Annotated in this window: 19 protein-coding genes and 1 tRNA gene; 7 read left to right on the forward strand and 13 right to left on the reverse strand. The window is 69.7% G+C overall.

Annotation, left to right across the window (positions count from 1 at the left end; genetic code table 11):
- Window positions 1-361: 361 nt before the first annotated feature.
- The 6 genes from ACWDKQ_RS03030 to mfd all read right to left on the reverse strand — a co-directional run bounded on the left by ACWDKQ_RS03030 (window position 362) and on the right by mfd (window position 9,736).
- Window positions 362-1,147 (reverse strand): lytic transglycosylase domain-containing protein, encoded by a 786-nt coding sequence (locus ACWDKQ_RS03030; protein ID WP_450137090.1) that lies wholly within the window; start codon window positions 1,145-1,147, stop codon window positions 362-364.
- A 138-nt stretch (window positions 1,148-1,285) separates the two neighbouring features.
- Window positions 1,286-2,302: a MazG family protein gene (locus ACWDKQ_RS03035; RefSeq protein ID WP_450137091.1), complete on the reverse strand. Its 1,017-nt coding sequence runs from the start codon at window positions 2,300-2,302 to the stop codon at window positions 1,286-1,288.
- Between the two features lie 98 nt (window positions 2,303-2,400).
- Window positions 2,401-3,315 carry a SurA N-terminal domain-containing protein gene (locus tag ACWDKQ_RS03040; RefSeq protein ID WP_450137092.1) on the reverse strand — a complete coding sequence of 305 codons (915 nt, stop codon included), beginning with the start codon at window positions 3,313-3,315 and terminating at the stop codon, window positions 2,401-2,403.
- 92 nt (window positions 3,316-3,407) lie between these two features.
- Window positions 3,408-3,953: an AMIN-like domain-containing (lipo)protein gene (locus ACWDKQ_RS03045; RefSeq protein ID WP_450137093.1), complete on the reverse strand. Its 546-nt coding sequence runs from the start codon at window positions 3,951-3,953 to the stop codon at window positions 3,408-3,410.
- A gap of 184 nt (window positions 3,954-4,137) precedes the next feature.
- Window positions 4,138-5,829 carry a BCCT family transporter gene (locus ACWDKQ_RS03050; RefSeq protein ID WP_450137094.1) on the reverse strand — a complete coding sequence of 564 codons (1,692 nt, stop codon included), beginning with the start codon at window positions 5,827-5,829 and terminating at the stop codon, window positions 4,138-4,140.
- A gap of 310 nt (window positions 5,830-6,139) precedes the next feature.
- Window positions 6,140-9,736: a transcription-repair coupling factor gene (gene mfd, locus ACWDKQ_RS03055; RefSeq protein ID WP_450137095.1), complete on the reverse strand. Its 3,597-nt coding sequence runs from the start codon at window positions 9,734-9,736 to the stop codon at window positions 6,140-6,142.
- A gap of 156 nt (window positions 9,737-9,892) precedes the next feature.
- Between mfd and ACWDKQ_RS03060 the strand changes: the two genes are divergently transcribed.
- On the forward strand, window positions 9,893-11,089 hold the full coding sequence (locus tag ACWDKQ_RS03060) for a PQQ-dependent sugar dehydrogenase (protein WP_450137134.1): 1,197 nt from the start codon (window positions 9,893-9,895) through the stop codon (window positions 11,087-11,089).
- Between the two features lie 102 nt (window positions 11,090-11,191).
- On the opposite strand, the gene ACWDKQ_RS03065 is transcribed toward ACWDKQ_RS03060, so the two are convergent.
- Complete coding sequence (locus tag ACWDKQ_RS03065; RefSeq protein WP_190818741.1) at window positions 11,192-11,785, reverse strand: TetR/AcrR family transcriptional regulator; 594 nt, start codon at window positions 11,783-11,785, stop codon at window positions 11,192-11,194.
- A gap of 174 nt (window positions 11,786-11,959) precedes the next feature.
- Window positions 11,960-12,928 (reverse strand): acyl-CoA desaturase, encoded by a 969-nt coding sequence (locus ACWDKQ_RS03070; RefSeq protein ID WP_450137096.1) that lies wholly within the window; start codon window positions 12,926-12,928, stop codon window positions 11,960-11,962.
- A 416-nt stretch (window positions 12,929-13,344) separates the two neighbouring features.
- Here ACWDKQ_RS03070 and ACWDKQ_RS03075 point away from each other — a divergent pair.
- From ACWDKQ_RS03075 to ACWDKQ_RS03090, 4 genes are all read left to right on the forward strand, one after another.
- Window positions 13,345-13,415: transfer RNA gene (locus ACWDKQ_RS03075), tRNA-Gln, on the forward strand.
- Window positions 13,416-13,495: 80 nt separating this feature from the next.
- Window positions 13,496-15,253 carry a tetratricopeptide repeat-containing diguanylate cyclase gene (locus ACWDKQ_RS03080; protein WP_450137097.1) on the forward strand — a complete coding sequence of 586 codons (1,758 nt, stop codon included), beginning with the start codon at window positions 13,496-13,498 and terminating at the stop codon, window positions 15,251-15,253.
- Window positions 15,254-15,606: 353 nt separating this feature from the next.
- Window positions 15,607-17,121, forward strand: coding sequence for a bifunctional UDP-N-acetylglucosamine diphosphorylase/glucosamine-1-phosphate N-acetyltransferase GlmU (gene glmU / locus ACWDKQ_RS03085; RefSeq protein WP_450137098.1), 1,515 nt, complete (start codon window positions 15,607-15,609; stop codon window positions 17,119-17,121).
- Window positions 17,122-17,159: 38 nt separating this feature from the next.
- Window positions 17,160-18,131 carry a ribose-phosphate diphosphokinase gene (locus ACWDKQ_RS03090; protein WP_450137135.1) on the forward strand — a complete coding sequence of 324 codons (972 nt, stop codon included), beginning with the start codon at window positions 17,160-17,162 and terminating at the stop codon, window positions 18,129-18,131.
- Between the two features lie 109 nt (window positions 18,132-18,240).
- Here ACWDKQ_RS03090 and ACWDKQ_RS03095 read toward each other — a convergent pair whose 3' ends face one another.
- Both ACWDKQ_RS03095 and ACWDKQ_RS03100 read right to left on the reverse strand, forming a co-directional pair.
- Window positions 18,241-18,855, reverse strand: a complete 615-nt coding sequence (locus ACWDKQ_RS03095) for a malonic semialdehyde reductase (RefSeq protein WP_450137099.1) — start codon at window positions 18,853-18,855, stop codon at window positions 18,241-18,243.
- Window positions 18,856-18,926: 71 nt separating this feature from the next.
- Window positions 18,927-19,475: an NAD(P)-dependent oxidoreductase gene (locus tag ACWDKQ_RS03100; protein ID WP_450137100.1), complete on the reverse strand. Its 549-nt coding sequence runs from the start codon at window positions 19,473-19,475 to the stop codon at window positions 18,927-18,929.
- Between the two features lie 424 nt (window positions 19,476-19,899).
- Here ACWDKQ_RS03100 and ACWDKQ_RS03105 point away from each other — a divergent pair, with 424 nt between their 5' ends.
- Together ACWDKQ_RS03105 and pth are read left to right on the forward strand one after the other, a co-directional pair.
- Window positions 19,900-20,502: a 50S ribosomal protein L25/general stress protein Ctc gene (locus ACWDKQ_RS03105; RefSeq protein ID WP_450137101.1), complete on the forward strand. Its 603-nt coding sequence runs from the start codon at window positions 19,900-19,902 to the stop codon at window positions 20,500-20,502.
- Between the two features lie 90 nt (window positions 20,503-20,592).
- The gene (pth, locus tag ACWDKQ_RS03110) at window positions 20,593-21,168 is read left to right on the forward strand and encodes an aminoacyl-tRNA hydrolase (RefSeq protein WP_450137102.1); all 576 of its coding nucleotides are present in this window, start codon (window positions 20,593-20,595) and stop codon (window positions 21,166-21,168) included.
- Window positions 21,169-21,300: 132 nt separating this feature from the next.
- On the opposite strand, the gene ACWDKQ_RS03115 is transcribed toward pth, so the two are convergent.
- The 3 genes from ACWDKQ_RS03115 to ACWDKQ_RS03125 all read right to left on the reverse strand — a co-directional run bounded on the left by ACWDKQ_RS03115 (window position 21,301) and on the right by ACWDKQ_RS03125 (window position 25,220).
- Entirely contained in the window at window positions 21,301-21,606 is a 306-nt protein-coding gene (locus tag ACWDKQ_RS03115) for a hypothetical protein (RefSeq protein WP_450137103.1), read from the reverse strand.
- Window positions 21,607-21,708: 102 nt separating this feature from the next.
- Window positions 21,709-23,361: a fatty acyl-AMP ligase gene (locus tag ACWDKQ_RS03120; RefSeq protein WP_450137104.1), complete on the reverse strand. Its 1,653-nt coding sequence runs from the start codon at window positions 23,359-23,361 to the stop codon at window positions 21,709-21,711.
- Window positions 23,362-23,438: 77 nt separating this feature from the next.
- Complete coding sequence (locus ACWDKQ_RS03125; protein ID WP_450137105.1) at window positions 23,439-25,220, reverse strand: ABC-F family ATP-binding cassette domain-containing protein; 1,782 nt, start codon at window positions 25,218-25,220, stop codon at window positions 23,439-23,441.
- Window positions 25,221-25,251 lie beyond the last annotated feature (31 nt).

A 25,251-nucleotide genomic window follows, 5' to 3' on the forward strand; every position in this document is an offset into this window, starting at 1 on the left:
CGCTCCTGCAGCGCGAAGGTCCGCCGGCCAGGTCCCCGCCACCGGGGACCGGCCGCATTTCAATTGGAACTTCCGGTCCTCCGGCGCGCCCGGGCTGCCTCGCGAGAAGGCCGCCGAGAACCCACCGCGGTGCCGGTTGCGAAGGTGCACCAAGGCGGCTGCGCCGCGTGCGGCAGCCTCGAGCAACCGCCTTCCAGCATCTCGGCTGCCGATCAATCCGGATCAGAAGAGCTCAATGGAAATCACGGCTCTGATTTCCGTTTAGAATCGCGGACCGACCCGCTGGGCAAGACGGCGGCTGCAACGCTCGCGAGGCACAGCCGGCGCACTGCCACGAGAAACGCGTCTGGAATTCCGATCGTCAGTCTTCGACCGGGAGGGCGCGGCTGGCCTTGCCGTAGTAGTCGGCGTAGTCCAGGACTTTCTGGCCGTAGCTGCGGCTCTCGTTGTAGGTCAGCAGCGCGGCCCAGAACCGCTCGGGATCGTTGAGGTCACCGCCCACGCTGCACAGGTAGTTGCCCGCTGCCAGGGCGGCATCGTCGATGTCCTGCGGATCCCGGACCCCGTCGCCGTCGGCGTCGATCGCCCAGTCGCGCCAGGTGCTCGGGATGAACTGCAGCGGCCCCACCGCGCGGTCCCACACCGTGTCGCCGTCGAACTCGCCGTCGTCGGTGTCCGGAATGCGCTTGACCCCGGAGCTGCCGTCCAGGGGTAGCCCGATGATCGGCTTGCTCGGCCGCCCGGTCTCGTCCAGCCGCGCCCCGCCGAACCGGCCGTGGCTGGATTCCACGGCGCCGATCCCCGCGAGCAACGACCAGCTGAGCCCGCAGGTCGGCGACTTCGCCTCGATGGCCTGCTGCGCGTAGCCGTAGGCCTGGAGCGCGGCGCGCGGAATGTTGAGCTCGTCGGCCATCGACTCGGCCCAGCCGGCGAGCTGCCGCTGCGGCCGGGCGCTCGGCGGTATCGGCGGGCCGCCCGGGGCGAGCAACTCCACCATTGGCGGGGCGACGCCGGGGTCGGGCGGCGCGACCGCCGGCGGCGGCGTGAACTCGGTGCTTCCTCGCGACGACGAGACTGGGGGTGCGCAAGAAGCCAGCAACGTGAGCACCGGGGCCAACAGCAGCCATAACCGACGCGGCAAGAGCATCCTCCCTACTACACCCCGGATGCACCGGGGCGCCGATTTCAGCAGAGCGTGCCCATGGAGAAATTGAGCGTGCCCCCATGGAGGAATATCGCCGCGAGACGTATTTCGTCAGCCGATGCCCGCGACCAGTGTGCGCCACTACTCCGAACGCGCACCCGCTGGGTCCGGCAAATCGGACAGCAGCTCGCGCCAGTCGGCCGCCGAAAGCTCCGCCGGCTCGCGGCCGGACTCGCGGGCCCGCCGCTCGGCCGAACGGACACGCTCGGCGAATGCCAGCGCGACCGCGCGCAGCTGGTCCTCCGGGTCGTGACCGGCCAGTTTCGCCTGCGCGGCGGTGTCGAACAGCACCTCACCAGGGGTTTCGCCTCGCGGCATCGCGTCCGCCGGAATCCCGGCGCGTTTCGCGCGCTGCACCAGCTTGGCGGCCAGGGCCACCGCCGGCTGCCCCAGCGCGACACCATCCACAATGGACTCACGTTGCTTCTCCTGCTGCTTCAGCTCCTCCCAGCGGGCGTGCTGCGACTCGGCGTCCAGCAGCGCCGGTCCGTCGGCGAAGACGTGCGGGTGCCGCGACACGAGCTTGCTGACGAGGCCCGCGGCGACCGCGTCGATGTCGAAGGGATCGGCCGGATCCTCCGTCGCGACCCGCGCGTGGAACAGGACCTGCAGCAGCACGTCCCCCAACTCCTCGCGCAGCGCCTCCCGGTCGCGGTGCTCGATCGCGTCGAGCAGCTCGTAGGTCTCCTCGACGAGGTACTTGCGCAGCGTGTCGTGGTCCTGCTCGGCGTCCCATGGGCAGCCGCCGGGCGAACGCAGCCGGTCCATCACCGTCACCGCGTCGAGCAGCTCGATCCCGGCTGGCGCCGGGGCGGCGATCAGCTGCGCACCCGCGGCGCGGAGCGCGTCGGCGTCGACCAAGCCGAGTTCGCCGACGATCAGCACGACGGGTTCCCGAGCAGCCTGCGCCAGCAGATCTGCCGCCGCAGGCGGCGCAGGGGCCCCGAGCGCGGCGCGCGTAGCGGGCGCGAGGCCGGGTTCGGCGTAGACGGCGGCAGCGCTGCGCAGCAGCGGCAGCGCCCCGGCCGGTACAACGTCGCCAAGCCGGTCATCGACCACGACGACCGCGGAACCTTCCTGCACCCGGACCTCGCTCATGTTGCGATTGTCCCAACCCGCAACGCCCGCCGTGGGCCCGGGCGCAGAGTCGTCGGTCACCCCGGCCGCAGTTTCAATTGAAACTGCGGGCTCGCCGGTCAGCCGGAGGCCGCCGGTGCCGACAAGCGGAAGCCCGCGGTTTCGCCCTCGCTCGGGACCGCCACCAGGTTCACCCGGTCCCAGACGCCGTAGCGCGGGCTGAGCCGCACCCCGACGCGGTCCGCGGTGATGCCGAGCAGGCCGCTGCCGAGGCTTTGCAGCATCTGGTCGCCCATCCCACCAGAGGATGCCGTCGGGGGCGCATCGGTGCGGCGCTCCTTGATCCGCGCGATCAACCACTGGCCGGAGTTCGTTTCCGGCTCGAAGGCCAGCACCGTGCCGGGCTGTGCGCCGAACAACGGCGCGAGCTTCGGATCGTCGCTGGCGCGCAGCTTTTGGTCGAGCACCGCCAGAACGCCAGCCTTGGCATCTTCCTGGACGAGCGCGGCGGCCTCCGTCGGGCCCTGCGCCATGCGCTTGGCCTTCTCCTCCGCCTCGCCGCGCGTGCTCGCCCGGCTGTAGTCGAAGGTAATCGCCAGCCGGTCGACGTACTTGCGCCCGAGTTCCGTTTCCAGCAGGTAGGTTCTGACCACGTCGGGGAGGCCCTCCGGGGTGTAGATCCCACCCCCGGCCGCCGTCTGCGGCCCGCCTATCTGGTTGATCAGGTCGGCGACCTGCTGGTCGGTGACGGTCAGCCCCTCGTCTCGGGCCGCCTGCGCGACCAGCTCCTGCAGGACCAGCTGCGAGGCCAGTCGCCTACCGAGGTCGTCGAGCTGTCCCTGCTGCTGCCACTTCGCCCTGAGGCCCGGTTCCTTCGCGAGCACCTCGCCGAACCAGGACTGGACGTCGGAGACCGGAATGCTTTTGTCGCCTACGATGGCGGCCGCGCCGACCTGGCTGGGGCCGGCGCCGCAACCGGTGAGCAGCAGTCCGGCTGCGGCGATCGATGCGAGAAGGCGCCCGTGGCGCGGCATGCGGAACCTCACAGCGGGCACCCTCTCATGAAGCCACGTTCCGGTGAAGCCTCGGCACCGTCCCAAGTCGACGCCCGCGACACCGGTCCGGCTCAATGGCCCAACGAACCCTGAGCCATGTTGACGATCACCTTCTCGCCTTCGACCAGCACCTCGTAGTCGACGCCCTCGGTCAGCCCGATCGTCAACTCGCCGGTGCCGTGCGAGTTGTCGTTGACGACCGCGCTCTGCGCCAGCTCCTGGCCGAACTGCTCAGGTCCGGCGGTGCTGCGGTCCTGGTCGGCGATCTCCACGTAGACGTGTAGGAACGCCTTACCGGTCATGCCTTCGACCGGCTCGCCGGAGCCGCCCCAGACCGGCGCCGTCTCGTTGCGCTCATGCTTCATCACCTTCAGCCCGCTCACGTTCGGCAGCTTGCTGAAGTCGAACACGACCCGCTCCTCGCTGCCGTGCACGCCGGCGCGGATTTCCGGCTCGGCGGCGGAGGAGGTCAGGTTCGACACGGCCCCAGACTGGACGGCGCCACTGGCCGATGGGGCGGGGGCCGGTGCCGGGGCGCCCGCGGCACATCCGGTCAGCGCCAGCGCGGACAACGCGATCGAGCTGGTCGCCATAATCAGCTTGGTGCGCATGGACATCGGTAGGACCTCTCGACAGGGGAGCCTTTACCCCTAGAGACGCACTGCGGCGCCAGAGGTTGCCGAACCGGATCGAACTGATCTTCCGGACAGATCACACCCGAGCAGCCGACCCGGAGATACCAACGAGGAATCCACTGTGGATCGACGCGGGCAACGAGGGAACCATCCACGGTGGAGGATGTCAGTGCAGCTTAGAATCCTCTTCAGCCGGGCCGACTTCCAGCTGGAACTCCCCGCCGTGGCGTTCGGTACCGGCGATGACCGCTTGCTCCAGCACCTGCGCGCCCTTCTCGCCGCGCTGCATCAGCGGGTCCTCGCGCAGGTCCTTCATCAGCGCCACGCACAGCAGCACCATCACCACCGCGAACGGCGCCGACGCCAGGAAGGTCATGTTCTGGATGCCGCTGAGCGCGTTCTCCCCGCCGACGATGAGCATGATCACGGCCACCGCACCCGTCGCCGCGCCCCAGAACACCACCATCCACCGCTTCGGCTCGATCGAACCACGCTGCGACAGCGTGCCCATCACCACCGACGCCGCGTCCGCGCCGGAGACGAAGAAGATCGCGACCAGGACCATCACCAGCACCGTGGTGATCGCCGACAGCGGCAGAGTCTCCAGCACCCGGAAGGTCTGCGCCTCCTCGCCGCCGCTGCGGAACACGTCGACGCCGCCCTGCTGCACCCGGATAGAGCTGCCGCCGAAGATCGCGAACCAAACCAGGCTCACCGCGCTCGGCACCAGGATCACCCCGGTGACGAACTGCCGGATCGTGCGGCCCCGGCTGATCCGCGCGATGAACATGCCGACGAACGGCGTCCACGAGATCCACCACGCCCAGTAGAAGATCGTCCAGCTGGACAGCCAGTCGTTCATCGCGGCGCCGCCGGTGGCGCCGGAGCGGGAGGCCATCTCGCCGAATTCTCGCAGGTAGACGCCAATCGAGGTGGGCAGCAGGTCGAGGATGAACACCGTCGGGCCGACCACGAACACGAAGATCGCCAGCAGCGCGGCCAGCACCATGTTGATGTTGGACAGCCACTGGATGCCCTTGGCCACGCCCGACACGGCCGAGAAGATGAAGCAGATCGTCAGCACCACGATGATCAGCACGAGCACCGTGTTGCCGACCCCGTTGATCCAGCGGGCCGACTGCATGCCGCTGCGGATCTGCAGCGTCCCCAGCCCCAGCGAGGCCGCCGAGCCGAACAGCGTCGCGAACAGCGCAAGTATGTCGATCAGCTTGCCGATCGGGCCCTCCGCACTTCGCTTGCCGATCAGCGACGTGAACACGGCGCTGATCAGCTGCTTGCGACCGCGCCGGAAGCTGCAGTACGCGATGGACAGCCCAACGACGGCGTAGATGGACCACGGGTGCAGCGTCCAGTGGAACAGCGACGTCGCCATCGCGGTCTCCACCGCCGCCTCGCTCAGCGGTTCCACGGTGCCGGGTGGCGGTTCGACGAAGTGCGCCAGCGGTTCTGCGACGCCGAAGAACATCAGGCCGATGCCCATGCCGGCGCTGAACATCATCGCGATCCACGACACGGTGCGGAATTCCGGCTGCTCGCCGTCCTGCCCGAGCGGGATCGCGCCGTAGCGGCTGATCGCCAGCCACAGCGCGAACACCACGAACCCGGTCGCGGCGAGCACGAAACCCCAGCCGATGTTGGTCACCAGCCAGGACAGCGCGGCGGACGAGATCCGCGCCAGCGAATCGGTGGAGAACACGCCCCAGCAGACGAAGAAGATCGTAATCGCGGCGGTGACTCCGAAGATCACGAAGTCGGTGCGGGCCGAGTGCTCGGCGGCGAACGCGGCGGGTGACTGCGGTATGCCCGTCTTTTCGGGTTCCGAGGCCTTCCTGGTCATGGTCCCCGCCTCCTCGTCACGCACTGCGAAGCCGGATCAACGGTCACGCCGGGGCGGTATCTCGGCAACTCAGAAGCACGACCTCCCGGCTGGCCTCACCGGTGGTGCTCTTTGCCTTTGAAGCGGCGCAGCCGCTTAGCCCACCCTCTCAGCTCGCACCGCCGCGGGTTCTATAGACGTCGCCTGGCCAAGACAGCACCGAAGCCGTGTATTGGTCATACACAAATCGGGGATCCCGCAGACCAGGCGGCGTCTGAGGTCCACCACCCGCACCACGAAGCAAAACGCGTCTGGAAACAAGCATTCGGGTTCACACGACCGGGGCGGGAGCGGTGGTGAGGTCCTCCAGGAACTTGGAGCACCAGTCCAGCAGCGCCTCGTCGCGCAGCGGCGGAGCGCCCATCCGGCCTCCTGCCGCGCCTTCCGTCGGGCGCGGCACCGACACCGTGCGGACCGCGGGCTTGTACACCGCCTTCGGGTACAGCCGCTTGAGCCGGACCTGCTTCGAGTCCGGCAGCTCCAGCGGCGCCGCCCGCAGCGAAGCGCCCTGCAACGTCACCTCGCTGACCCCGTGCTCCCGGCAGGCCTGCCGGAAGCGGGCCACCTTCAGCAGCCGCTCCACCGGCTCCGGCAACGGCCCGTAGCGGTCGACGAGCTCGGCGCGCACCGCGTCCAGCGCCTCGACGTCGACGGCCGCCGCGAGTTTGCGGTATGCCTCCAGCCGCAGCCGCTCCCCCGGCACGTAGTCGTGCGGGATGTGCGCGTCGATGGGCAGGTCGACCCGGACCTCGGTGAGCTCCTCCTCGGTCTCCCCCGGCTCCGCGCCCGCGTGCCGCCGGAACGCGTCCACCGCCTCGCCGACCAACCGCACGTACAGGTCGAAGCCGACGCCCGCGATATGCCCAGACTGCTCGGCGCCGAGAATGTTGCCCGCGCCGCGGATCTCCAGGTCCTTCATCGCGACCGCCATGCCCGCGCCGAGCTCGGAGTTCTGCGCGATGGTCGCCAGCCGGTCGTGCGCCGTGTCGGTCAGCGGCTTCTCCGGCGGGTAGAGGAAATAGGCGTAGCCGCGCTCGCGGGCCCGCCCGACGCGACCGCGCAGCTGGTGCAGCTGGGCGAGGCCGAGCAGATCGCAGCGATCCACGATCAGCGTGTTGGCGTTGGAGATGTCCAACCCGGTCTCGACGATCGTGGTGCACACCAGCACGTCGTGCTCCCGCTCCCAGAAGCCCTGGATGATCTTCTCCAGCCGGTCCTCATTCATCTGCCCGTGCGCGGTGACGATCCGCGCCTCCGGCACCAGTTCCCGCAGCTGGCGTGCGACCTTCTCGATGTCGTGCACCCGGTTGTGCACGAAGAACGCCTGACCGTCGCGTAGCAGCTCGCGCCGGATCGCGGCGGCGACCTGCTTCTGGTCGTACGCGCCGACGTAGGTCAGGATGGGGTGCCGCTCCTCCGGCGGGGTGAGGATCGTCGACATCTCCCGGATGCCGGCCATGCTCATCTCCAGCGTCCGCGGGATGGGCGTCGCGGACATCGTCAGCACGTCCACGTGCGTGCGCAGGGCCTTGATGTGCTCCTTGTGCTCGACGCCGAAGCGCTGCTCCTCATCGACGACCACCAGGCCCAGGTCCTTGTACCGGATCCCGGTCTGCAACAGCCGGTGCGTGCCGATCACGATGTCGACCGAGCCGTCGGCCAGGCCCCGGATGGTCTCCTCGGACTCCATCTGGTCGGTGAACCGGGACAGCCCCTTCACGGTCACCGGGAACGACCGCATCCGGTCGGTGAAGGTGTTCAAGTGCTGCTGGGCGAGCAGCGTGGTCGGCACCAGCACGGCGACCTGCTTGCCGTCCTGCGCCGCCTTGAACGCCGCGCGCACCGCGATCTCGGTCTTGCCGTAGCCGACGTCGCCGCAGATCACCCGGTCCATCGGCACCGGGCGCTGCATGTCGGCTTTCACCTCGTCGATGGCGGCCAGCTGGTCGCCGGTCTCGGTGTAGGGGAAGGCGTCCTCCAGCTCCCTCTGCCACGGGGTGTCCGCGCCGAAGGCGTGCCCGGGCGAGGACTGCCGGGCCGCGTACAGCTGCACCAGCTCAGCGGCGATCTCCTTGACCGCCTTGCGGGCCTTGGCCTTGGTGTTCTTCCAGTCCGAGCCGCCGAGCTTGTTCAACGTCGGCGCCTCGCCGCCGACGTAGCGGGTGACCTCGTCGAGCTGGTCGGTCGGCACGAACAGCCGGTCGCCGGGCTGGCCGCGCTTGCTCGCCGCGTACTCCAGCACCAGGTACTCGCGGGTCGCGCCGCCTACGGTGCGCTGCACCATCTCGACGTACCGGCCGATGCCGTGCTGCTCGTGCACCACGAAGTCGCCGGTCCCCAGCGCCAGCGGGTCGACGGCGTTGCGCCGCCGCGACGGCATCCGGCGCATGTCCTTTGTGGAGGTTCCGCCCCGGCCGCCGGTCAGGTCGGCCTCGGTGAGCACCACCAGTGCGACCTCAGGCGCGGCGAAGCCGTCCTCCAGGCCGCCGCGGACCACCGTCACCACGCCGGATTCCGGCTCCGCCGCCAGCCCGTCCTCGGCCAACCGCGCGGGCAACTCCGCTTCGCGCAGCTGCTGCACGGCGCGCTGCGCGGTGCCCGCACCGGCCACCACCAGCACCGCCGCGCCGCCCGCGGCGGTGTGCGCGCGCAGGTCGGCGAAGGCGCGCTCGATCTCGCCGTGGTAGGTGTCCACCGGCTTGAGGACGAGCCGGATGACCTCGTCGTCGTCCTCGCTTTCCTCACTGGTCAGCTGCGTCAGCGGCCACCACGGCAGGCCGATCGAGACGGTGTGCTCGGCGACCTCGGCCAGGCTGCGATAGGCCGACGCGCCCAGGTCGATGGGTGCTTTGCCGCCGTCGGCGGCGACCATCCAGGAGGCCTCCAGGAACTCCTGCCCGGTGCGCACCAGGTCGGCGGCCCGCGCGTGGATCTTCTCCGGGTCGGCGAGCAGCACGTGCGTGCCCGCCGGGGCAAGATCGGTCAGCAGCCGCATCTCTCCTTCGCACAGCGCCGGGATCAGCGCCTCCATGCCTTCGACCGGCGCGCCCGAGGCGATCTTCTCCAGCATCTCTGCGAGGTGGGTGTCGGTCTGGTGCTGCTCGGCGAGCTTCGCGGCGCGCTCGGCGACCTGCTCGGTGATCAGCAGCTCCCGGCAGGCCGGGGCGAACAGCTCGGTGCTCGGCGCGTCCTGCAGCGAGCGCTGGTCGGCGACGGCGAACGGGCGGATCTCGGTGACCTCGTCGCCCCAGAACTCCACCCGCAGCGGGTGCTCCTCGGTCGGCGGGAACACATCGACGATGCCGCCGCGCACCGCGAACTCGCCGCGCTTCTCGACCATGTCGACGCGGTCGTAGGCCAACTCCGCGAGCCGCTCGACCAGTTCCTGGAAGTCGCGTTCGGTGCCGACCGCGAGCCGCACCGGGGCCAGCTCGCCCAACCCGGGCGCGATCGGCTGGATCAGGCTGCGCACCGTCGTCACCAGCACCTGGATGGCGCCGTGCGCGTACTCCTCGGGGTGCGCGAGGCGGCGCAGCACCGACAGCCGCCGGCCAACAGTGTCGGCGCGGGGCGAAAGCCGTTCGTGCGGCAGGGTTTCCCAGGACGGGAACACCTCGATGCCGGCCGGACCCAGCAGGTCCGACAGCGCCGCCGCGGCCTCCTCCGCTTCCCGGCCGGTGGCGGTAACCAGCAGCACCGGGCGTCCGGCCCCGTCCTCGGCGGCCAGCGCCCCCGCGGTCAGCGACCGGGCCGCCGGGGGGCCTTCCAACACCAGGCGCGGCCGCCCGGCCGCCGCCACGACCTGCCGGATGGCTGGATCGCGCAGCACGATTTCGAGCAGTCCGCGCAGGGGACCGGCCTGGCTCATGGAGCTACCTCGCAGCGAGACATGGCGAATGCGGGCACACCCCTGCCCGGGACCAACGCCAACACCGGGAGGGGCATCGGGTCCCAGACTACGACCCGGGTGCGACACGAACGCGATGGCCCGAAGTCACCGCATGTCCGATGTCACACTGTGCGCATGCTGCTGCGCCGGTTCGCCGCGTTCGCCTTGCTGCTGCCCTTGATCAGCAGCTTGATCGGGTGCAGCAGCGCGGACAGCACCGATCGGCCCGCGCCGGCGAGCACGGCGGCCCCGGCACCGTCGGCGCTGCGCGTCGAGATCGTCGCGGCCGGGCTGGAACATCCCTGGGACATCGGGTTCCTGCCGGACGGCACCGCGCTGGTCAGCCAGCGCCCCGGCAGGTTCGCGCTGCTCGCCGATCATCGGCCGGGCGCGCTGGTGCGGCCGGTGCAGGCGGACTTCGGCGACATGCTCGCGGAAGGTGAGGCCGGGCTGATGGGTCTGCTGGTGCACCCGTCGTTCGCCGTAAACCGGCGGTTCATCACCTGCCAAACGCACCAGCGCAACGGCACGCCGGTGGACGTCCGGCTGATCACCTGGCGGCTGTCCGAGGACGGCTCGCGCGCGGACCGGGTCGGCAATCTGCTCGTCGGGCTGCCGGTGAACAGCAGCGGACGGCACTCCGGCTGTCGGCTGGCGCTGGCCGAAGACGGCGCGCTGCTGGTGAGCACCGGGGACACGGCGCGGCCCGCGATCGCGCAGGACCGCGGCTCGCTCGGCGGCAAGGTGCTGCGGGTGAACATCGACACCGGCGCTCCCCTGCCCGACAACCCGTTCATCGCCTCACCGAACCCGAGCGAGCGGTTGCTCTACACCTACGGCCACCGCAACCCGCAGGGCATCGCGCCGCGGCCCGGCGGTCAGGTGTTCGTAGCGGAGCACGGGCCGGACGTCGACGACGAGATCAACCTGCTGCGGCCGGGCGGGAACTACGGCTGGGACCCCTCGCGCGGCGGCACCGAATCCTCTTACGACGAGTCGGTGCCGATGACCGACCTGCGCCGCTTCCCGGACGCCGTCAAAGCGGTCTGGTCGTCGGGAGACCGAACGGAAGCCGTTTGCGCCGCGACGTTCCTGACCGGTCCGCAGTGGAAGCGCTTCGACGGGATGCTGGCGGTCACGGCGCTCAAGGGCAGCAAGCTGCTGCTGTTCGGGGTCCAGCCGGACGGCTCGGTCAACCAGGTCGAGATCCCGTCCGAACTCGACGACACCCACGGCCGGCTCCGAGCCGCCCGCCAAGGCCCCGACGGGGCGCTTTACATCACCACGTCCAACGGCACCGACGACAAGGTCCTCCGCATCACGGCATCCTGAACCGCGAGTTCCATTGAAATCGGGACCGTCGATCTCCATTGAAATTGCGGCGGAACGGGCGCACCCGGGCGTCTGGGCGGGGTCGGTGGGGCTCGGTGCGGGTCACTTCGTCGAGAGGCGGGGTTTGTGCTCCAGGTGGGACAGCCCGTTCCAGGCGAGGTTCACCAGGTGCGCGGCGACCTCCTCCTTCTTCGGCTTGCGCGCCTCAAGCCACCACTGGCCGGTAAGCGCCACCATGCCCACCAGCGCCTGGCTGTACAGCGGGGCGAGCTTCGAGTCGTAGCCCCGCGCGCTGAACTGAAGACCGAGGATGTGCTCGACCTGGCTCGCGATGTCGTTGAGCAGGCTGGAGAACGTGCCGCTGTTGCTGGCCACCGGCGAATCCCGCACCAGCACCCGGAAACCGTCGGTGTTGTTGTCGATGTAGTCCAGCAGCGCCCGCGCCGCTTGCTCCAGCAGTTCCCGCGGATGTCCCGCGGACAGGGCCGAGACGACCAGGTCCAGCAGGTTGCGCATCTCGCGGTCGACCACCACCGCGTAAACGCCTTCCTTGCCGCCGAAGTGCTCGTAGACGACCGGCTTGGACACCCCGGCGCGGTGCGCGATCTCCTCGATCGACGTACCGTCGAAACCCTTCTCCGCGAACAACGCCCGGGCCACGTCCAGCAACTGCTGCCGACGTTCCTTGCCCGTCATCCTGACCCGTGCGGTGCGTCCCTTCGGTCGCGCCTCCGGTTCGGGCACAGTCCGCCCGCGTCGCCGTGATACCACTCGCACAACCCCTAAGGTGCGGGGCCGACACCGATGTGCAAGCCCGATGAAAAGTGCCCACGCGACCACCGCCGCGCGGGCACTCCTGGAGCTGGGCGATCAGCCCTTGTATTCGGTGGCCGAGATCCGGGCCAGCCGCTTCTCGTTGGACCAGCGGACATTCCAGGCCCAGCCGAGCTTCTCGAAGATCCAGATCACTCGCGCCGAGATGTCGATCTGCCCGCGCAGCACGCCGTGCCGGGCGCAGGTCGGGTCGGCGTGGTGCAGGTTGTGCCACGATTCGCCGAAAGACAGGATCGCCAGCGGCCAGAAGTTCGCCGCCTTGTCCCGGCTCTTAAACGGCCGCTCGCCGATCATGTGACAGATCGAGTTCACCGACCAGGTCACGTGGTGCAGGACGGACACCCGGACCAGACCGGCCCAGAAGAACGCGGTGAAAGCGCCCCACAGCGACCAGGTGAACAGCCCGCCCAGCACGCCGGGCAGCACGAGGCTCAGGGCCGTCCACAGCGGGAACAGCCGGTTGACCTTCACCAGTGCTTCGTCGTTGTGCAGGTCCGGCGCGAAGCGGTCTTCGTTGGTCAGGTCGCGCTCGAACAGCCAACCCATGTGCGCATGCCAGAAGCCCTTCGCCAGCGCGGCGGGCGAGCTGCCGAAACGCCACGGCGAGTGCGGGTCGCCCTCGCGGTCGGAGAAGGCGTGGTGCCGGCGGTGGTCGGCGACCCAGGTGATCGCCGGGCCCTGCACGGCCATCATGCCGAAGATCGCCAGCGCGATCTTGACGCCGTGCTTGGCCTTGAACGAGCCGTGCGTGAAGTACCGGTGGAAACCGACCGTCACACCGAGTCCCGACGCGACGTAGAAGACCAGCGCCAAGCCGATGTCGACCCAGCCGAGGCCCCAACCCCAGGCCGCCGGCACCGCCAGCACGAGTGCGAGGAACGGCACCAGGACGAACACGTACACCGCCAGCTGCGCCACCCAGGGTCGGGTGCCCGCGGTCAGCGGCTTCGGCCCGGACTCCGCGCGGGCCTCCGAAGAGGCAACGCGCTCGGTTGCTGCGGTCATACTCAATACCTCGAATGGCGTTGGGGAGGTGGGAAAACTGCGGTCAGCGCTGGGTTCACGACCCCGCAACACCTCCACCCTACGGAACCGTAACCTACGCAAGCGTAAGTTATTTGATGCCGAATCGTCACCCCCGGCGCCAAAATTGCGGCGTGTCGCACCTGCCCGGGCGTGTCCGAATCGCCCTTGTTCACCCGAACAGCGGTGATCTTGAAAGCAACCGGGCAACAGCTCGGTGCGTCACATACACGTGCCAGCCCTCGGCGAAACCCGCGAACCAACCAGCCCGACGCCGACCCGTCAGTCGGGGCATGCCACGATGTCTGCCGGGTACCACCGCCTGTCACCCCGGGCCGGTAAGCTCGGGCAGCGGTGCCAGGAGTCACATGCCGGCACTGCGGGCCAACAGCACCCGATCCGCCGTGGTGTAAAGGCAGCACCTCGGATTTTGGTTCCGATGGTCCAGGTTCGAATCCTGGCGGCGGAGCGAGCGGTCCTCCCAGGTCCGATGCGGCGCGCGGCCGGCAACATCGCGCAGCGCGCCGCGCGGGCGGCCGGGGTGGAATGGTGAACAGGGGGTGTGCGCCGCTGCGCGACGACACGACCGCCGTGCGCGATGACCCGGTGGCCACGCTGAGCGAGGTGTCCGACGCGTGGCTGGTAGGACGCGCACGCGAACTCAACGCAGTCGGCCAGCACAGCGACACCACCAGTCAGCGCAGCACCATCCGCGAAGCCGACAACCTCCTCGCTGAGGCCCAGCGGCGCGGCGAACCGCGCATCGTCGGCCAACTCCTGCGGCACTGCGCCTCGATGCGGCTGGTGACGCCCGGCCTCGTCGATAGCGCCGACCCACTGCTCGACGAGCTCCTCACGCACACCCGGCGGCACGGACTGGACGTCCTGTTGGCCGATGCGCACGCGCTGCGCAGTCGGCGGGCGCTGCTCGGCGGCAGCGAGGACAACGCGCTCACCGAGGTCGCGCACGGCCTGGCCATGCTCGACGACGAGCTGGTCCCGGACCGCACGTTGGGCCGCCGGTCGTGGGAGCGCTTGCTGGCCACCTCCCTGATCGACATCGGCCTGGTGCTCACCCAGCTCGGCGTCTACGAGACGGCCGACGAGGTGATGACCCGGGCCCACCAGCGGATCCGGGAGAGCGGCGGTCCGCACGAGATCGCGGTGCACATGATCAACCGGTGCCGGATGCTGCTGGGCTGGGGGCTGCGGCTGGAGCGCATAGGTCAACATGAGGAGGCGACCGCCCGGTTCACCACCGCGTCGGCGATCGCGGTCGCGGTGGAGGGCCCGTGGCGCGAGTCACTGTTCCCCCGCGTGTCCGACCGCCCCGCCGCCGAGCAGGTGCCGGTGCTCGGTGCGGCCCACGCGCTGGCGCAGCCGCACGTGGAGCACATCGAGCGACTCGAGGTGCTGCGCGCCCTGGACCGGGCGATCCACCCGCGGGAGAAGATCATCGTCGCGATCGCGCTGTCCCGTTGCCTGACCCGCGCGGACCTCAGCGAAGAAGCGGTGCGCGTGCTGTCGGACACCCGCGCGGACACGGCCAGCGACACGTCAGAGCCGACACTGCGCATCTCGCTGGCCCGCGAGTACGCGCAGCTGATCGAAGTCGGCACCGGAGGCACTCACGACGCGCTGCGGGACTACGCGCTGGAGCTGGAAACCGAGCTGTGGGCGATGCGCCAGACCCGACTGTCCACTTTGGTCACCAGGTTGGAGAACTCGCGGCTGATCCACAAGCACGACGCGATCACCCGGCAGGCCCTGCAGGACCCGCTCACCGGCCTGTCGAACCGCCGCGCGCTGGACGACCGACTGGAGACGCTGCTCAACGCGCCCGATGCGCAGCCGCTGGCCGTGGCGCTGGTCGACCTCGACGGGTTCAAGGGCGTCAACGACCGCTGCTCACACGCGGAGGGCGACGACGTGCTGCGCACCGTCGCGATGACCCTGCGCGACACCCTGCGCACCGATGACTTCGTGGCCCGCTACGGCGGTGACGAGTTCGTCGTGCTGCTACCTGGCGCGACCCTCAGTGCCGCGGAGGCTGCGCTGCAGCGCACCGCCGAGGCGGTCGACCGGCTGCCCGGCGAGCTCTCGCGTGGCGTGACCCTGTCGATCGGCGTCGTCGCGATGCGCCCGCAGGAATCGGCCTCGCAGGTGCTGGCGCGCGCGGATGCCGCGATGTACCAGGCGAAGCGCGACGGCGGCAACCGCGTCTGGGCGTTCTCCGGCGTGACCAACGACGCGCCAGACACACCCGTCGAAGATCACTCGGTGTGGATCCCCCCGGACGCCCGCTGACGCTTTCGAGTGGCGATGAAGGGTCCCTCTGCCCGGCATCGTCGACCGGAGGGCCCTCCGCCCTTGTCAGATCCCGTGGTTCACCAGGCGTGTGATCGGCCACAGCGGGCAGCGCCGCAGGGGCTCCGAAAATGCAGGGAAGATCACAAAGCCGCAGCTAGGGGGCTGACTCCGCACACGGAATACCGCCGGTCGGCGGTACCATCACATCCGCCGGACAGGCGCGCAGGGGCACCGGAGCCGAGGGGGCGGCGGGCCGGATACCCTTCACCCGCTTGGACGCAACAGGCACTGTCGGCGCGACGGCTGATCGACGCCGCCGAGCCGCTTCTAGAGATCAAGGGAGAGCGCTGATGCTCCAGGGCGACACCGCCCAGCCCTCCTCCCGCAGCGATGCGTCTTCGGAATCCGTCAGCACGATCGTGCTCGCCGCCGGCGAGGGCACCAGGATGCGATCGGTGACGCCGAAGGTGCTGCACCGGCTCGCGGGCAGGCCCCTGGTCGAACACGCCGTGCGCGCTGCGGCCGGTGTCGACCCCGATGCGCTGGTGGTCGTGCTGGGGCACGGCCGCGACGCCGTTACCGAGCACCTGAAAGGCCTGGCGGGCGCCCTCGACCGCCCGATCGGCACAGCGGTGCAGGAACAGCAGCTCGGCACCGGGCACGCTGTCTCGTGCGGACTCTCCGAACTGCCCGACGGCCTCACCGGCACGGTGCTGGTCAGCTACGGTGACGTGCCGCTGCTCGACAGCGACACACTGCGCGGCCTGCTCGCCGAGCACCACGACTCCGGCAACGCCGTCACCGTGCTGACCGCGGTGGTCGACGAGCCGACCGGTTACGGCCGGATGCTGCGCGACGCCGACGGCCGGGTGACCGGCATCGTCGAGCAGAAGGACGCCACACCCGAGCAGGCGGCGATCACCGAGATCAACTCCGGGGTCTACGCCTTCGACGCGGAAGTCCTCACCAACGCGCTCAAGCGGCTGTCCACCGACAACGCCCAGGGCGAGCTCTACCTGACCGACGTCCTGTCGATCGCGCGCGACGACGGCCGCCCGGTCGGCGCCCTGGTCTGCGCCGACCCGTGGCTGGTGGAAGGCATCAACGACCGGGTGCAGCTGGCCCGCCTCGGCGCCGAGCTCAACCGCAGGCTGCTGCTGCGCTGGATGCGCGCGGGCGTCACGATCACCGACCCGAACTCGGTGTGGCTGGACTGCGACGTGGTGCTGGAGCGCGACGTCCTGCTGGAGCCGGGCGTGCAGCTGCGCGGCGGCACCACCGTCGGCGAGGGCGCGATCGTCGGCCCCGACACCACGCTCACCGGTTGCGTGATCCACCCCGGCGCCTCCGTGGTGCGCACCCACGGCGAGGGCGCCGAGATCGGGCCGGACGCCAATGTCGGGCCGTTCGCCTTCCTGCGCCCCGGCACGCGGCTCGGCACGAAGGGCAAGATCGGCACCTTCGTCGAGACCAAGAACGCCGCGATCGGCGACGGCAGCAAGGTGCCGCACCTGAGCTACGTGGGCGACGCGACGATCGGCGAGCAGAGCAACATCGGCGCCGCCACCGTCTTCGTCAACTACGACGGGGTGGCCAAGCACCACACCGTGATCGGATCACACGCCAGGACCGGCGCGGACAACATGTTCGTCGCCCCAGTCGAGGTCGGTGACGGCGCCTACACCGCCGCCGGTTCCGTGATCATCCAGGATGTCCCGCCAGGCGCGATGGCGGTCGCCCGCGGGCAGCAACGCAACATCGAAGGCTGGGTCGCCAGACGCCGCCCCGGCACCGCCGCAGACCAGGCCGCGCAACAGGCTTTGTCGAAAGTACCAACCACCAATCCGACGAACGACGCCCAGTGACGGACGTCTTACGGGGAGGGACGATGACCGTGAGTGCCATGTCTGCGACCCCGAAGAAGAGCCTCAAGCTCTTCTCCGGTAGCAGTCACCCGGAACTTGCCGAGGAGGTGGCCAAGCAGCTCGACGTAACGGTCACGCCCCAGGCTGCCTACAAGTTCGCCAACGGCGAGATCTTCGTGCGCTACGACGAGTCGGTGCGCGGCTGCGACGCCTTCGTCATCCAGTCGCACTGCAACCCGCTCAACGACGCCATCATGGAACAGCTGATCATGGTGGACGCGCTCAAGCGCGCCAGCGCCAAGCGCATCACCGTGGTCATGCCGTTCTACGGCTACGCGCGCCAGGACAAGAAGCACAAGGGTCGCGAGCCGATCTCGGCGCGGCTGATGGCCGACCTGTTCAAGACCGCCGGCGCGGACCGGATCATGGCGGTGGACCTGCACACCGACCAGATCCAGGGCTTCTTCGACGGCCCGGTGGACCACCTGATGGCCCAGAAACTGCTGGCCAGCTACATCCGCGACACCTACGCGGGCGAGCAGATCACCGTGGTCTCCCCCGACTCCGGCCGGGTCCGGGTGGCGGAGAAGTGGGCCGACGACCTCGGCGGCACGCCGCTGGCGTTCATCCACAAGACCCGCGACCCCAGCAAGCCCAACCAGGTGGTCGCCAACCGCGTCGTCGGTGACGTCGAAGGTCGGCTGTGCGTGCTGGTCGACGACATGATCGACACCGGCGGCACCATCACCAAGGCCACCGAGCAACTGCTGGCGGCCGGTGCGAAGGACGTCATCATCGCCGCCACCCACGCCGTGCTGTCCGGCCCGGCGGTGGAGCGGCTGTCGTCCTGCGGCGCGAAGGAGGTCGTGCTGACCAACACGCTGCCGATCCCGGAGGAGCGCCGGTTCCCGAACCTCACGGTCCTGTCGATCGCCCCGCTGGTCGCGGAGGCCATCCACCAGGTCTTCGAGGACGGCTCCGTCACCAGCCTCTTCGACGGCCGCGCCTGACCGACGAGGTCCAACTGCCACGAATCACCAGCGGCCCTGGTCCACTTCGGACCGGGGCCGCTCGCTGCTTCGCGGTTCCGCGATTTCAATGGAAATCGGACCGCTGATTTCAGACGGTTGTGACGACCTCGTCGTAGTCCAGGCGCGGCAGTCGGTCGAACCAGGGGTTCTCGCCCGGCTTGCCGATGTTCACGACCACCAGCGACTGCTGCTTGCCCTCCGGGAAGAACTCCGCGTTGATCCCGGCCGCGTCGAACCCGCTCATCGGGCCCGCGGCCAGCCCAGCGGCGCGCACGCCGAGGATGAAGTAGGCGATCTGCAAGCTCGCGTTGAGCTTCGCGTGGTTCAGGCGGAGCTCGTCGTTGGCCGCGAACATGTCCTTCACGCCTTCCGCGTGCGGGAACACCCGCGGCAGGTTCTCGTGGAAGTCGGTGTCAGCGGCCAGGATCGCCACCAGCGGGGCCTTCTCGGTCTTGGCCCGGTTGCCCTCCATCAGGTGCGGCAGCAGCCGCTGCCGGCCCTCCTCGGTTCGCACCAGCACGATCCGAAGCGGCTGCTGGTTCATCGACGTCGGGGCCCACTTGACCAGGTCATAGATTGCCTGGACCTGCTCGTCGGTGACGGGCTCGTTGCTGAAGCTGTTGGCTGTGCGGGCGTCGCGGAACAGCAGATCCTGGGCGTCCGCGCCGAGCACCAACTGCTCGGCCTGGTCGATCGCGGTCATGAACTAACTCCTGGAGCCGTCGGGTAATCGGGGGCTCGCACCGCACGGCGCGAGCCTCTCCCAACTCAACATTATTGATTCTTCAAATATTTCGGGACCGGCCTTCTGTGAGTGGCATCACCGGCCTCGGGCTGCTCAGCAGCCGACCGTGAAGCGCTGCCGCCGGTGCGCGGGCCGCTCCAGCTCGTCGACGAACGCGATCGCGTAGTCCTCGCCGCTGGTCGAGGAGTTGCCGTCCGGGCATCGGTCACCAGCACGTCGCGGCCGAGACGGTAGGCCCCGGTCCGCCCGCCCTGGGCGTGGGCACCGAAGTTCGCCGCTGGGCTGACGTAGAACCAGTCCACCCCGGCGGACGCCTCCTGGAGCGCCGCGAGCACCTCCGCGTGCGCGCCCGCCTCCGGCTTGAACTCGTCCGGGAATTCCGGGGTGTCGATCAACCTCGGGCCGCCACCGGCGACCCTCAGGCTGCCGGCACCGCCGACCACTGCGATCCGCAGGCCGTGCCGCTCGGCCGCGGCGAACAGCGCTGGCACCGCGTCGAGCAGCTTCGTGCCGTCCGGCTCGGCCGCCCCGGCATCGCCACGATCAGCCCCATCCGCACCCGCAGTCGCGCCGAGCACGAACTAGCCGGTGGCGCCGAACAGGACCAGTATCATCGCATCCTCCTTCTGCCCTGGTCACCGACGCTAACCATTAGTTACTGATGATTTTCAAGGTGCACTAAGTTCCTGTATGTAACCATCGAGCTCGGACGCCTGCGCTGAACCCCGGAAGGGACCTGAACCGGGTGGGGTCACCCATGCGAAAACGACTGTGCAAGCACCGTTTAGACTGTTCGGGTTGCCTCGGCGAGGTCGGGACGTTCGCCCGGCGTGATCGGCGCGGTGGCACGGTGGCCGCCGACCATTCGGTTGGCGCACTGATGTCGCTCATACCCTGGGTGCCCGTTCGGCACCGCGTCGTAGTCACGCCAGTAGCGCGCCCCACCGCCGCAGGCCAGCGACCAATTCACGTTCCGCCCGACGTCATGAGGAGTGCACCACCGTGTCCGAGGTACGTATCGCCGTCGAGCAGCGCACGGAGTTCGGCAAGGGGGCGGCCCGCCGCACCCGCCGCACCGGCAAGATCCCCGCGGTGCTCTACGGTCATGGTTCCGACCCGAAGCACCTGTCCCTGCCCTCCGTGGAGTTCGCCCGCGCGATCCGCGAGAACGGGAACAACGCAGTGCTGACGCTTGATGTGTCCGGTGGCGACAGCGAGCTCGCGCTAACCAAGACCATCACCACGCACCCGATCAAGAACTACATCGAACACGTCGACCTGCTGCTGGTCAAGCGCGGCGAGAAGGTCACCGTCGCGGTTCCGGTGGTGCTCTCCGGCGAGGCCGGCCCCGGCGGCCTGGTCAGCCAGGAGATCACCGACGTCGAGATCGAGACCGAGGCGCTGCACATCCCCGAGCAGCTGGAGTTGTCGATCGCCGGTGCCGAGATCGGCACCCAGTTCCACGCCTCCGACATCCAGCTGCCCGCGGGCGTGACGCTGCAATCCGACCCCGAGGCCTTGGTCGTCAACGTAACCGAAGCCGCCTCGGCGATGGCCGAAGAGGCCCCCGCCGAGGCCGCCGAGGGCGTGGCCGAAGAGGCCTGAGCCCCCGACGTCGGGCGCACCGCGCGCTGTCCCCCTCGACCTGAGCGGGACAGCGCGCTGCGTGCCATCTAGAGCAGGAGACTTCTTCCCGTGAGCACTCCGGACTCGGTTGCGCTGATCGTCGGGCTCGGCAACCCCGGTCCGCGCTACGCCGGAAACCGGCACAACATCGGTTTCCTCGTCGCCGACGAGCTCGCCGACCGGATCGGCGGGAAGTTCAAGGCGCACAAGGCCGGCGCCGAGGCCGTCGAGGGACGGCTGGCTGGCGCGCGTGCCGTGCTGGTCAAGCCGCGCTCGTTCATGAACCTCTCCGGCGGCCCGGTGGCCGGCGCGGTGAATTTCTACAAGGCGCCGCCGGAAACCCTGATCGTGATCCACGACGAGCTCGACCTGCCGTTCGGCACCATCCGGCTCAAGCGCGGCGGCGGCGAGAACGGCCACAACGGGCTGCGCTCGATCAGCAAGTCCCTGGGCACCCGCGACTACGTGCGGGTCCGCTTCGGCATCGGCCGCCCGCCCGGCCGGATGGACCCGGCCGACTACGTCCTGAAGGACTTCTCCGGGACGGAGCGCAAGGAGCTCGCCTACTTCATCGACGTCTGCGCGGACGCGGTGGAAGCTGTGGTCACCAAGGGCCTCGAAGCCGCCCAGAACCAGTTCCACTGAAACCCACAACGGCGATTTCGCGCGAAATCGCCGCCCCTGCCCTCCCAGATCACTGCGCCCGCTTCACCCGGTGGATCTTTCCGCTGATGGGGTAGTCGGCGGGGTCGGCAAGTATGCCGGACAGGTTCATCTCTAGCGTGTCGTGTGTGGCCATTGGGCCCTTGGTTGCAGCGGGGTCGGCAAGCATTCCGACCAGCCGTTCGGTTTCCGCGCAGGTGCTCCTCCTGCAGCTCCGCCAGACGTTCCCTGGCCCGCTTGTGCACCGGCGGCCATGCTCTTGCAGAACATGGTCACCACCTCGTCGCGCTCCTCGATCCGCTGCTGGTGCACCAGGCTGATCAGCAGCGTCACCCGCTTCGCGTCGCCGGTCTTGCGCATGTCGTCGACGTCGGCGATCCGCGCCTCACCGGCGAAGCGCACGACCTTCCCCGGTGGCACACCCTCCAGCCAAACCTCGGTCGGCCGATCGCGTCTAGCGCCTGCAAATGCGCCAGCCGCTGCTTGAACTTGAAACCCGGACAGCAAACCCTTAGCCAGCGGTCAGTTGCTGGGAACCAGGGACGCGGTCGCGGCTCGCTTGAGCTTCCCGGACGGGGTTTTCGGCAGCGAACCCGGAGCCAGCACCACGACCGCCGACGGGCGGACGCCCACGGCGTCGACGATGCGGGCCGCGACCTCCTTGCGCAGCGCCTTCTCCGCGTTCTCCTCGCCCGCCAAGCGCGACTCCAGCACCACCGCGAAGCGTTCGCGGCGGCTCCCGGCGTCCTGCCGGACCGCGGCGGCGTTGCCCGCGCGCACCCCCTCGACCTGGCATGCGGCCCGCTCGATGTCCACCGGGTAGATGTTGCGGCCGCCCATGATGATCACGTCCTTGCGGCGACCGCAGATCACCACCTGCCCATCGACCAGGTACCCGTCGTCCCCGGTGTCCAGCCAGCCGTCTTCGTCCTGTGTGGACAGCGGCCCGTCGACGGTGAGGTAGCCCGGCGTCACCGCCGCTCCCCGGATCCGCAGCCGCCCCACCTGCCGCTCCCCCAGCTGCTGCCCGGCGTCGTCGACGACGTCGACCTCCAGCCCCGGCAGCGGGTGGCCCAGCAGCGCGAACTGCCGCGCCCGCTCGGCATCCGCCGATACCGGCTCCGCACGGTGCTGCTGCTCCAGCACATCCGCGTCGACGACGTCGACCTCCAAACCCCGGCCCAGCGGGGCGAAGGACACCGCGAGCGTGGCCTCGGCCATCCCGAAGGCGCACACCATACAGTTCGAGCGGAGTCCGAACCGGGCGCCCTCCTCGGTGAACGACTGCGCCGCCGACGGATCGATGGGTTCGGCGCCGTTGAGCGTGAACCGCAGGCTCGAGAGGTCGAAGTCGCCGTCGTCGGCGCGAGCCATCCGGCGGGCGACGATGGAGTAGGCGAAGTTCGGCGCGGCGGTCACGGTCGCGCGGTACCGGCTGATCAGCTCGGGCCACAGCAGCGGTCGGGCCACGAAGTCCGCCGGGGTGACCTTGACCGCCGACATCCCGATGGCCATCGGCACCGTCAGGCAACCGACCATCCCCATGTCGTGGAACAGCGGCAGCCAGGACACCGCGATGTCGCGCTCGGGAGTGAGATCGGCGGTAGCAACCATCGCCCGCAGGTTCGCGTAGAGGTTGCCGTGCGTGATCCGCACTGCCTTGGGCTCGGCGGTTGAGCCGCTTGTTAGCTGCAGCAGGGCCGTCGCGTCCTCGTCGACCGCGACCGGCTCGGCGAGCGGTTCGCCGCCGGTGAGGCTGGCCAGGTCCCGGTAGACGATCGCGCTCTCCTCAAGCACCCCGGCCAGCTGCTCGAAAGGAGCGCCCAGCAGCACCAGCCGGGCACCGATCATCTTGAGCACCCGAACGGTGTCCTCGGCCCAGTGCGTGAGGTCCGTGCGCGGCGTGGGCTGGTGCAGCATGGTCACGCTGCCGCCACCCAGCCACACGGCCTGCACGGCGGGCGCGATCAGCCCCGGATCTGCGGCGAGGATAGCGACGACCCGCCCGGGCGCGAGGTCGTCGCCCAGCGCCCCGGCCATCCGCAGCGCATCGGCGTGCACCTCAGCCCACGTCCGGAACCACGGTTGTTCGGGCTCGCCCGTCGTGAGCCCCCGCGCCTGCGCACCGGAGTTCTCACGGGCGGACGCCACCAGTGTCTCCACGAACCGACTCATGTGACGCAGCTTACGAGCACCGTGATCGGCCGCACAGCGTTCGCCACTCCGGTGGGTGCCGGTCTGACGCCTCCTGGTCACCCGAGCTGGTCGGCGAGTTCCATCCAGCGGGTCTCGATGTCGTCCTTCTCCTGCTGCAGCGCCCGCAGCTCCGCGTTCAGCTCAGCCAGCCGCTCCGGCTCCGTCGCGGCCTCCGCGAGCTTCTCGTGCAGGCCCGCCTCGCGCTCCGAGAGCTTGTCGAGCTGGCGCTCGCAGCGCGCGAGCTCCTTGCGCGCCGCGTGGTCCTCCGCTCCGGAGCGTCCACGCGGCTTCGCCGCGTCGGTTGCCTGCTTGCCGACGCTGCCTTCGGCGGCGTCCAGCAGCGACTGCCGACGCTCCAGGTACTCGTCGATACCACCCGGCAGGTGGGTCAGCCGACCGTCGCCGAACAGCGCGCGCACGCTGTCGCACACCCGCTCCACCAGGTAGCGGTCGTGGGAGACGACCACCAGCGTGCCCGGCCAGCTGTCCAGCAGGTCTTCGAGCTGCTGGAGCGTGTCGATGTCGAGGTCGTTGGTGGGCTCGTCGAGGATCAGCACGTTCGGCTCGGCCATCAGCAGCCTCGCCAGCTGCAGGCGCCGGCGCTCGCCGCCGGAGAGGTCCTCGACGGGCGTCCACTGCCGCCCCTTGCCGAACCCGAAGCGCTCGCCGAGCTGCGACGCTGACAGCTCGTACTTGCCGAGGGTGACCCGCTCGGCGACGTCCTCGATCGCTTCCAGCACCCGCCATTGCCCGGGCAGATCGTGTAGTTCCTGGGTCAGGTGCGCCAGCCGCACCGTCTTGCCCTCGACGCGCTTGCCCGCGTCGGGTTCGCGTTCCCCGGCGAGCAGCTTGAGCAGCGTGGTTTTGCCGGAGCCGTTGACGCCGACCAGGCCGATCCGGTCGCCGGGGCCGATGCGCCAGGTGACGGCGTCCAGCAGCGCGCGGTCCGCGATGCGGAGGTCGACATCCTCCAGCTCCAGCACCGTCTTGCCGAGGCGCCGCTTGGCGAACGCGACCAGCTCGACGGTGTCGCGGGGGTCCGGCACGTCGGCAATCAGCGCCTCGGCGGCCTCCATCCGGTATCGGGGCTTCGAGGTGCGGGCCTTCGCGCCGCGCTGCAGCCAAGCGAGTTCCTTGCGGGCGAGGTTCTGTCGCTTTTCCTCGGCCTGCTGGGCGATGCGGGCGCGTTCGGCGCGGGCGAAGATCCAGTCGGCGTATCCACCCTCGTACTGCTCGACGCGGCCCTGGACGACCTCCCAGGTGCGGTTGCAGACGGTGTCCAGAAACCAGCGGTCGTGGGTGACGATCACCAGCGCGCACTTGCGCTCCAGCAGGTGGTCGGCCAGCCAGTGCACGCCTTCGACGTCCAGGTGGTTGGTCGGCTCGTCGAGCACCAGCAAGTCAAGGTCGCGCACCAGCGCGGCGGCCAGCGCGACGCGGCGGCGCTCGCCGCCGGAGAAGTCGGTGACCGGGGTGTCCAGGCCGAGGCGGGTCATTCCGAGGCCGGTCAGCACCGATCGCACGTGCGGGTCGGCGGCCCATTCGTGCTCGGCGCTGAAGCCGTGCGGGTCGAGCACCGCGTTGCGCACGGTCGAGTCCGCGGGCAGCTCGGTGCGCTGCGTGACTACCGCCATCCGCAGGTCGCGGGACTGGCTGGCCCGGCCGCTGTCGGGTTCGGCGATGCCGGAGAGGACCTCCAGCAGCGTCGTCTTGCCGCCGCCGTTGAGGCCGACGACCCCGATGCGCTCGCCCGCCGAGACGCCCAGCGAAACTCCGTCCAGCAGCGGGCGCACGCCGTAGCTCTTGCTGACCGACTCCAGATTGACCAGGTTCACCATCGGGTGCTCGTCTACTCCATCAACTGCGTTG

It is taken from the genome of Saccharopolyspora sp. NPDC000995 (assembly GCF_053599315.1).

What these genes read in the sequence shown, in the direction of transcription:
- ACWDKQ_RS03090 (WP_450137135.1), top strand. Translation starts at nt 17,160, where the DNA reads ATGTCTGCGACCCCGAAGAAGAGCCTCAAGCTCTTCTCCGGTAGCAGT.
- mfd (WP_450137095.1), bottom strand. Translation starts at nt 9,736, where the DNA reads ATGAGCCAGGCCGGTCCCCTGCGCGGACTGCTCGAAATCGTGCTGCGC.
- ACWDKQ_RS03095 (WP_450137099.1), bottom strand. Translation starts at nt 18,855, where the DNA reads ATGACCGCGATCGACCAGGCCGAGCAGTTGGTGCTCGGCGCGGACGCC.
- glmU (WP_450137098.1), top strand. Translation starts at nt 15,607, where the DNA reads ATGCTCCAGGGCGACACCGCCCAGCCCTCCTCCCGCAGCGATGCGTCT.
- ACWDKQ_RS03060 (WP_450137134.1), top strand. Translation starts at nt 9,893, where the DNA reads ATGCTGCTGCGCCGGTTCGCCGCGTTCGCCTTGCTGCTGCCCTTGATC.
- ACWDKQ_RS03070 (WP_450137096.1), bottom strand. Translation starts at nt 12,928, where the DNA reads ATGACCGCAGCAACCGAGCGCGTTGCCTCTTCGGAGGCCCGCGCGGAG.
- ACWDKQ_RS03120 (WP_450137104.1), bottom strand. Translation starts at nt 23,361, where the DNA reads ATGAGTCGGTTCGTGGAGACACTGGTGGCGTCCGCCCGTGAGAACTCC.
- ACWDKQ_RS03045 (WP_450137093.1), bottom strand. Translation starts at nt 3,953, where the DNA reads ATGTCCATGCGCACCAAGCTGATTATGGCGACCAGCTCGATCGCGTTG.
- ACWDKQ_RS03035 (WP_450137091.1), bottom strand. Translation starts at nt 2,302, where the DNA reads ATGAGCGAGGTCCGGGTGCAGGAAGGTTCCGCGGTCGTCGTGGTCGAT.
- ACWDKQ_RS03125 (WP_450137105.1), bottom strand. Translation starts at nt 25,220, where the DNA reads ATGGTGAACCTGGTCAATCTGGAGTCGGTCAGCAAGAGCTACGGCGTG.
- ACWDKQ_RS03065 (WP_190818741.1), bottom strand. Translation starts at nt 11,785, where the DNA reads ATGACGGGCAAGGAACGTCGGCAGCAGTTGCTGGACGTGGCCCGGGCG.
- ACWDKQ_RS03040 (WP_450137092.1), bottom strand. Translation starts at nt 3,315, where the DNA reads ATGCCGCGCCACGGGCGCCTTCTCGCATCGATCGCCGCAGCCGGACTG.
- ACWDKQ_RS03050 (WP_450137094.1), bottom strand. Translation starts at nt 5,829, where the DNA reads ATGACCAGGAAGGCCTCGGAACCCGAAAAGACGGGCATACCGCAGTCA.
- ACWDKQ_RS03030 (WP_450137090.1), bottom strand. Translation starts at nt 1,147, where the DNA reads ATGCTCTTGCCGCGTCGGTTATGGCTGCTGTTGGCCCCGGTGCTCACG.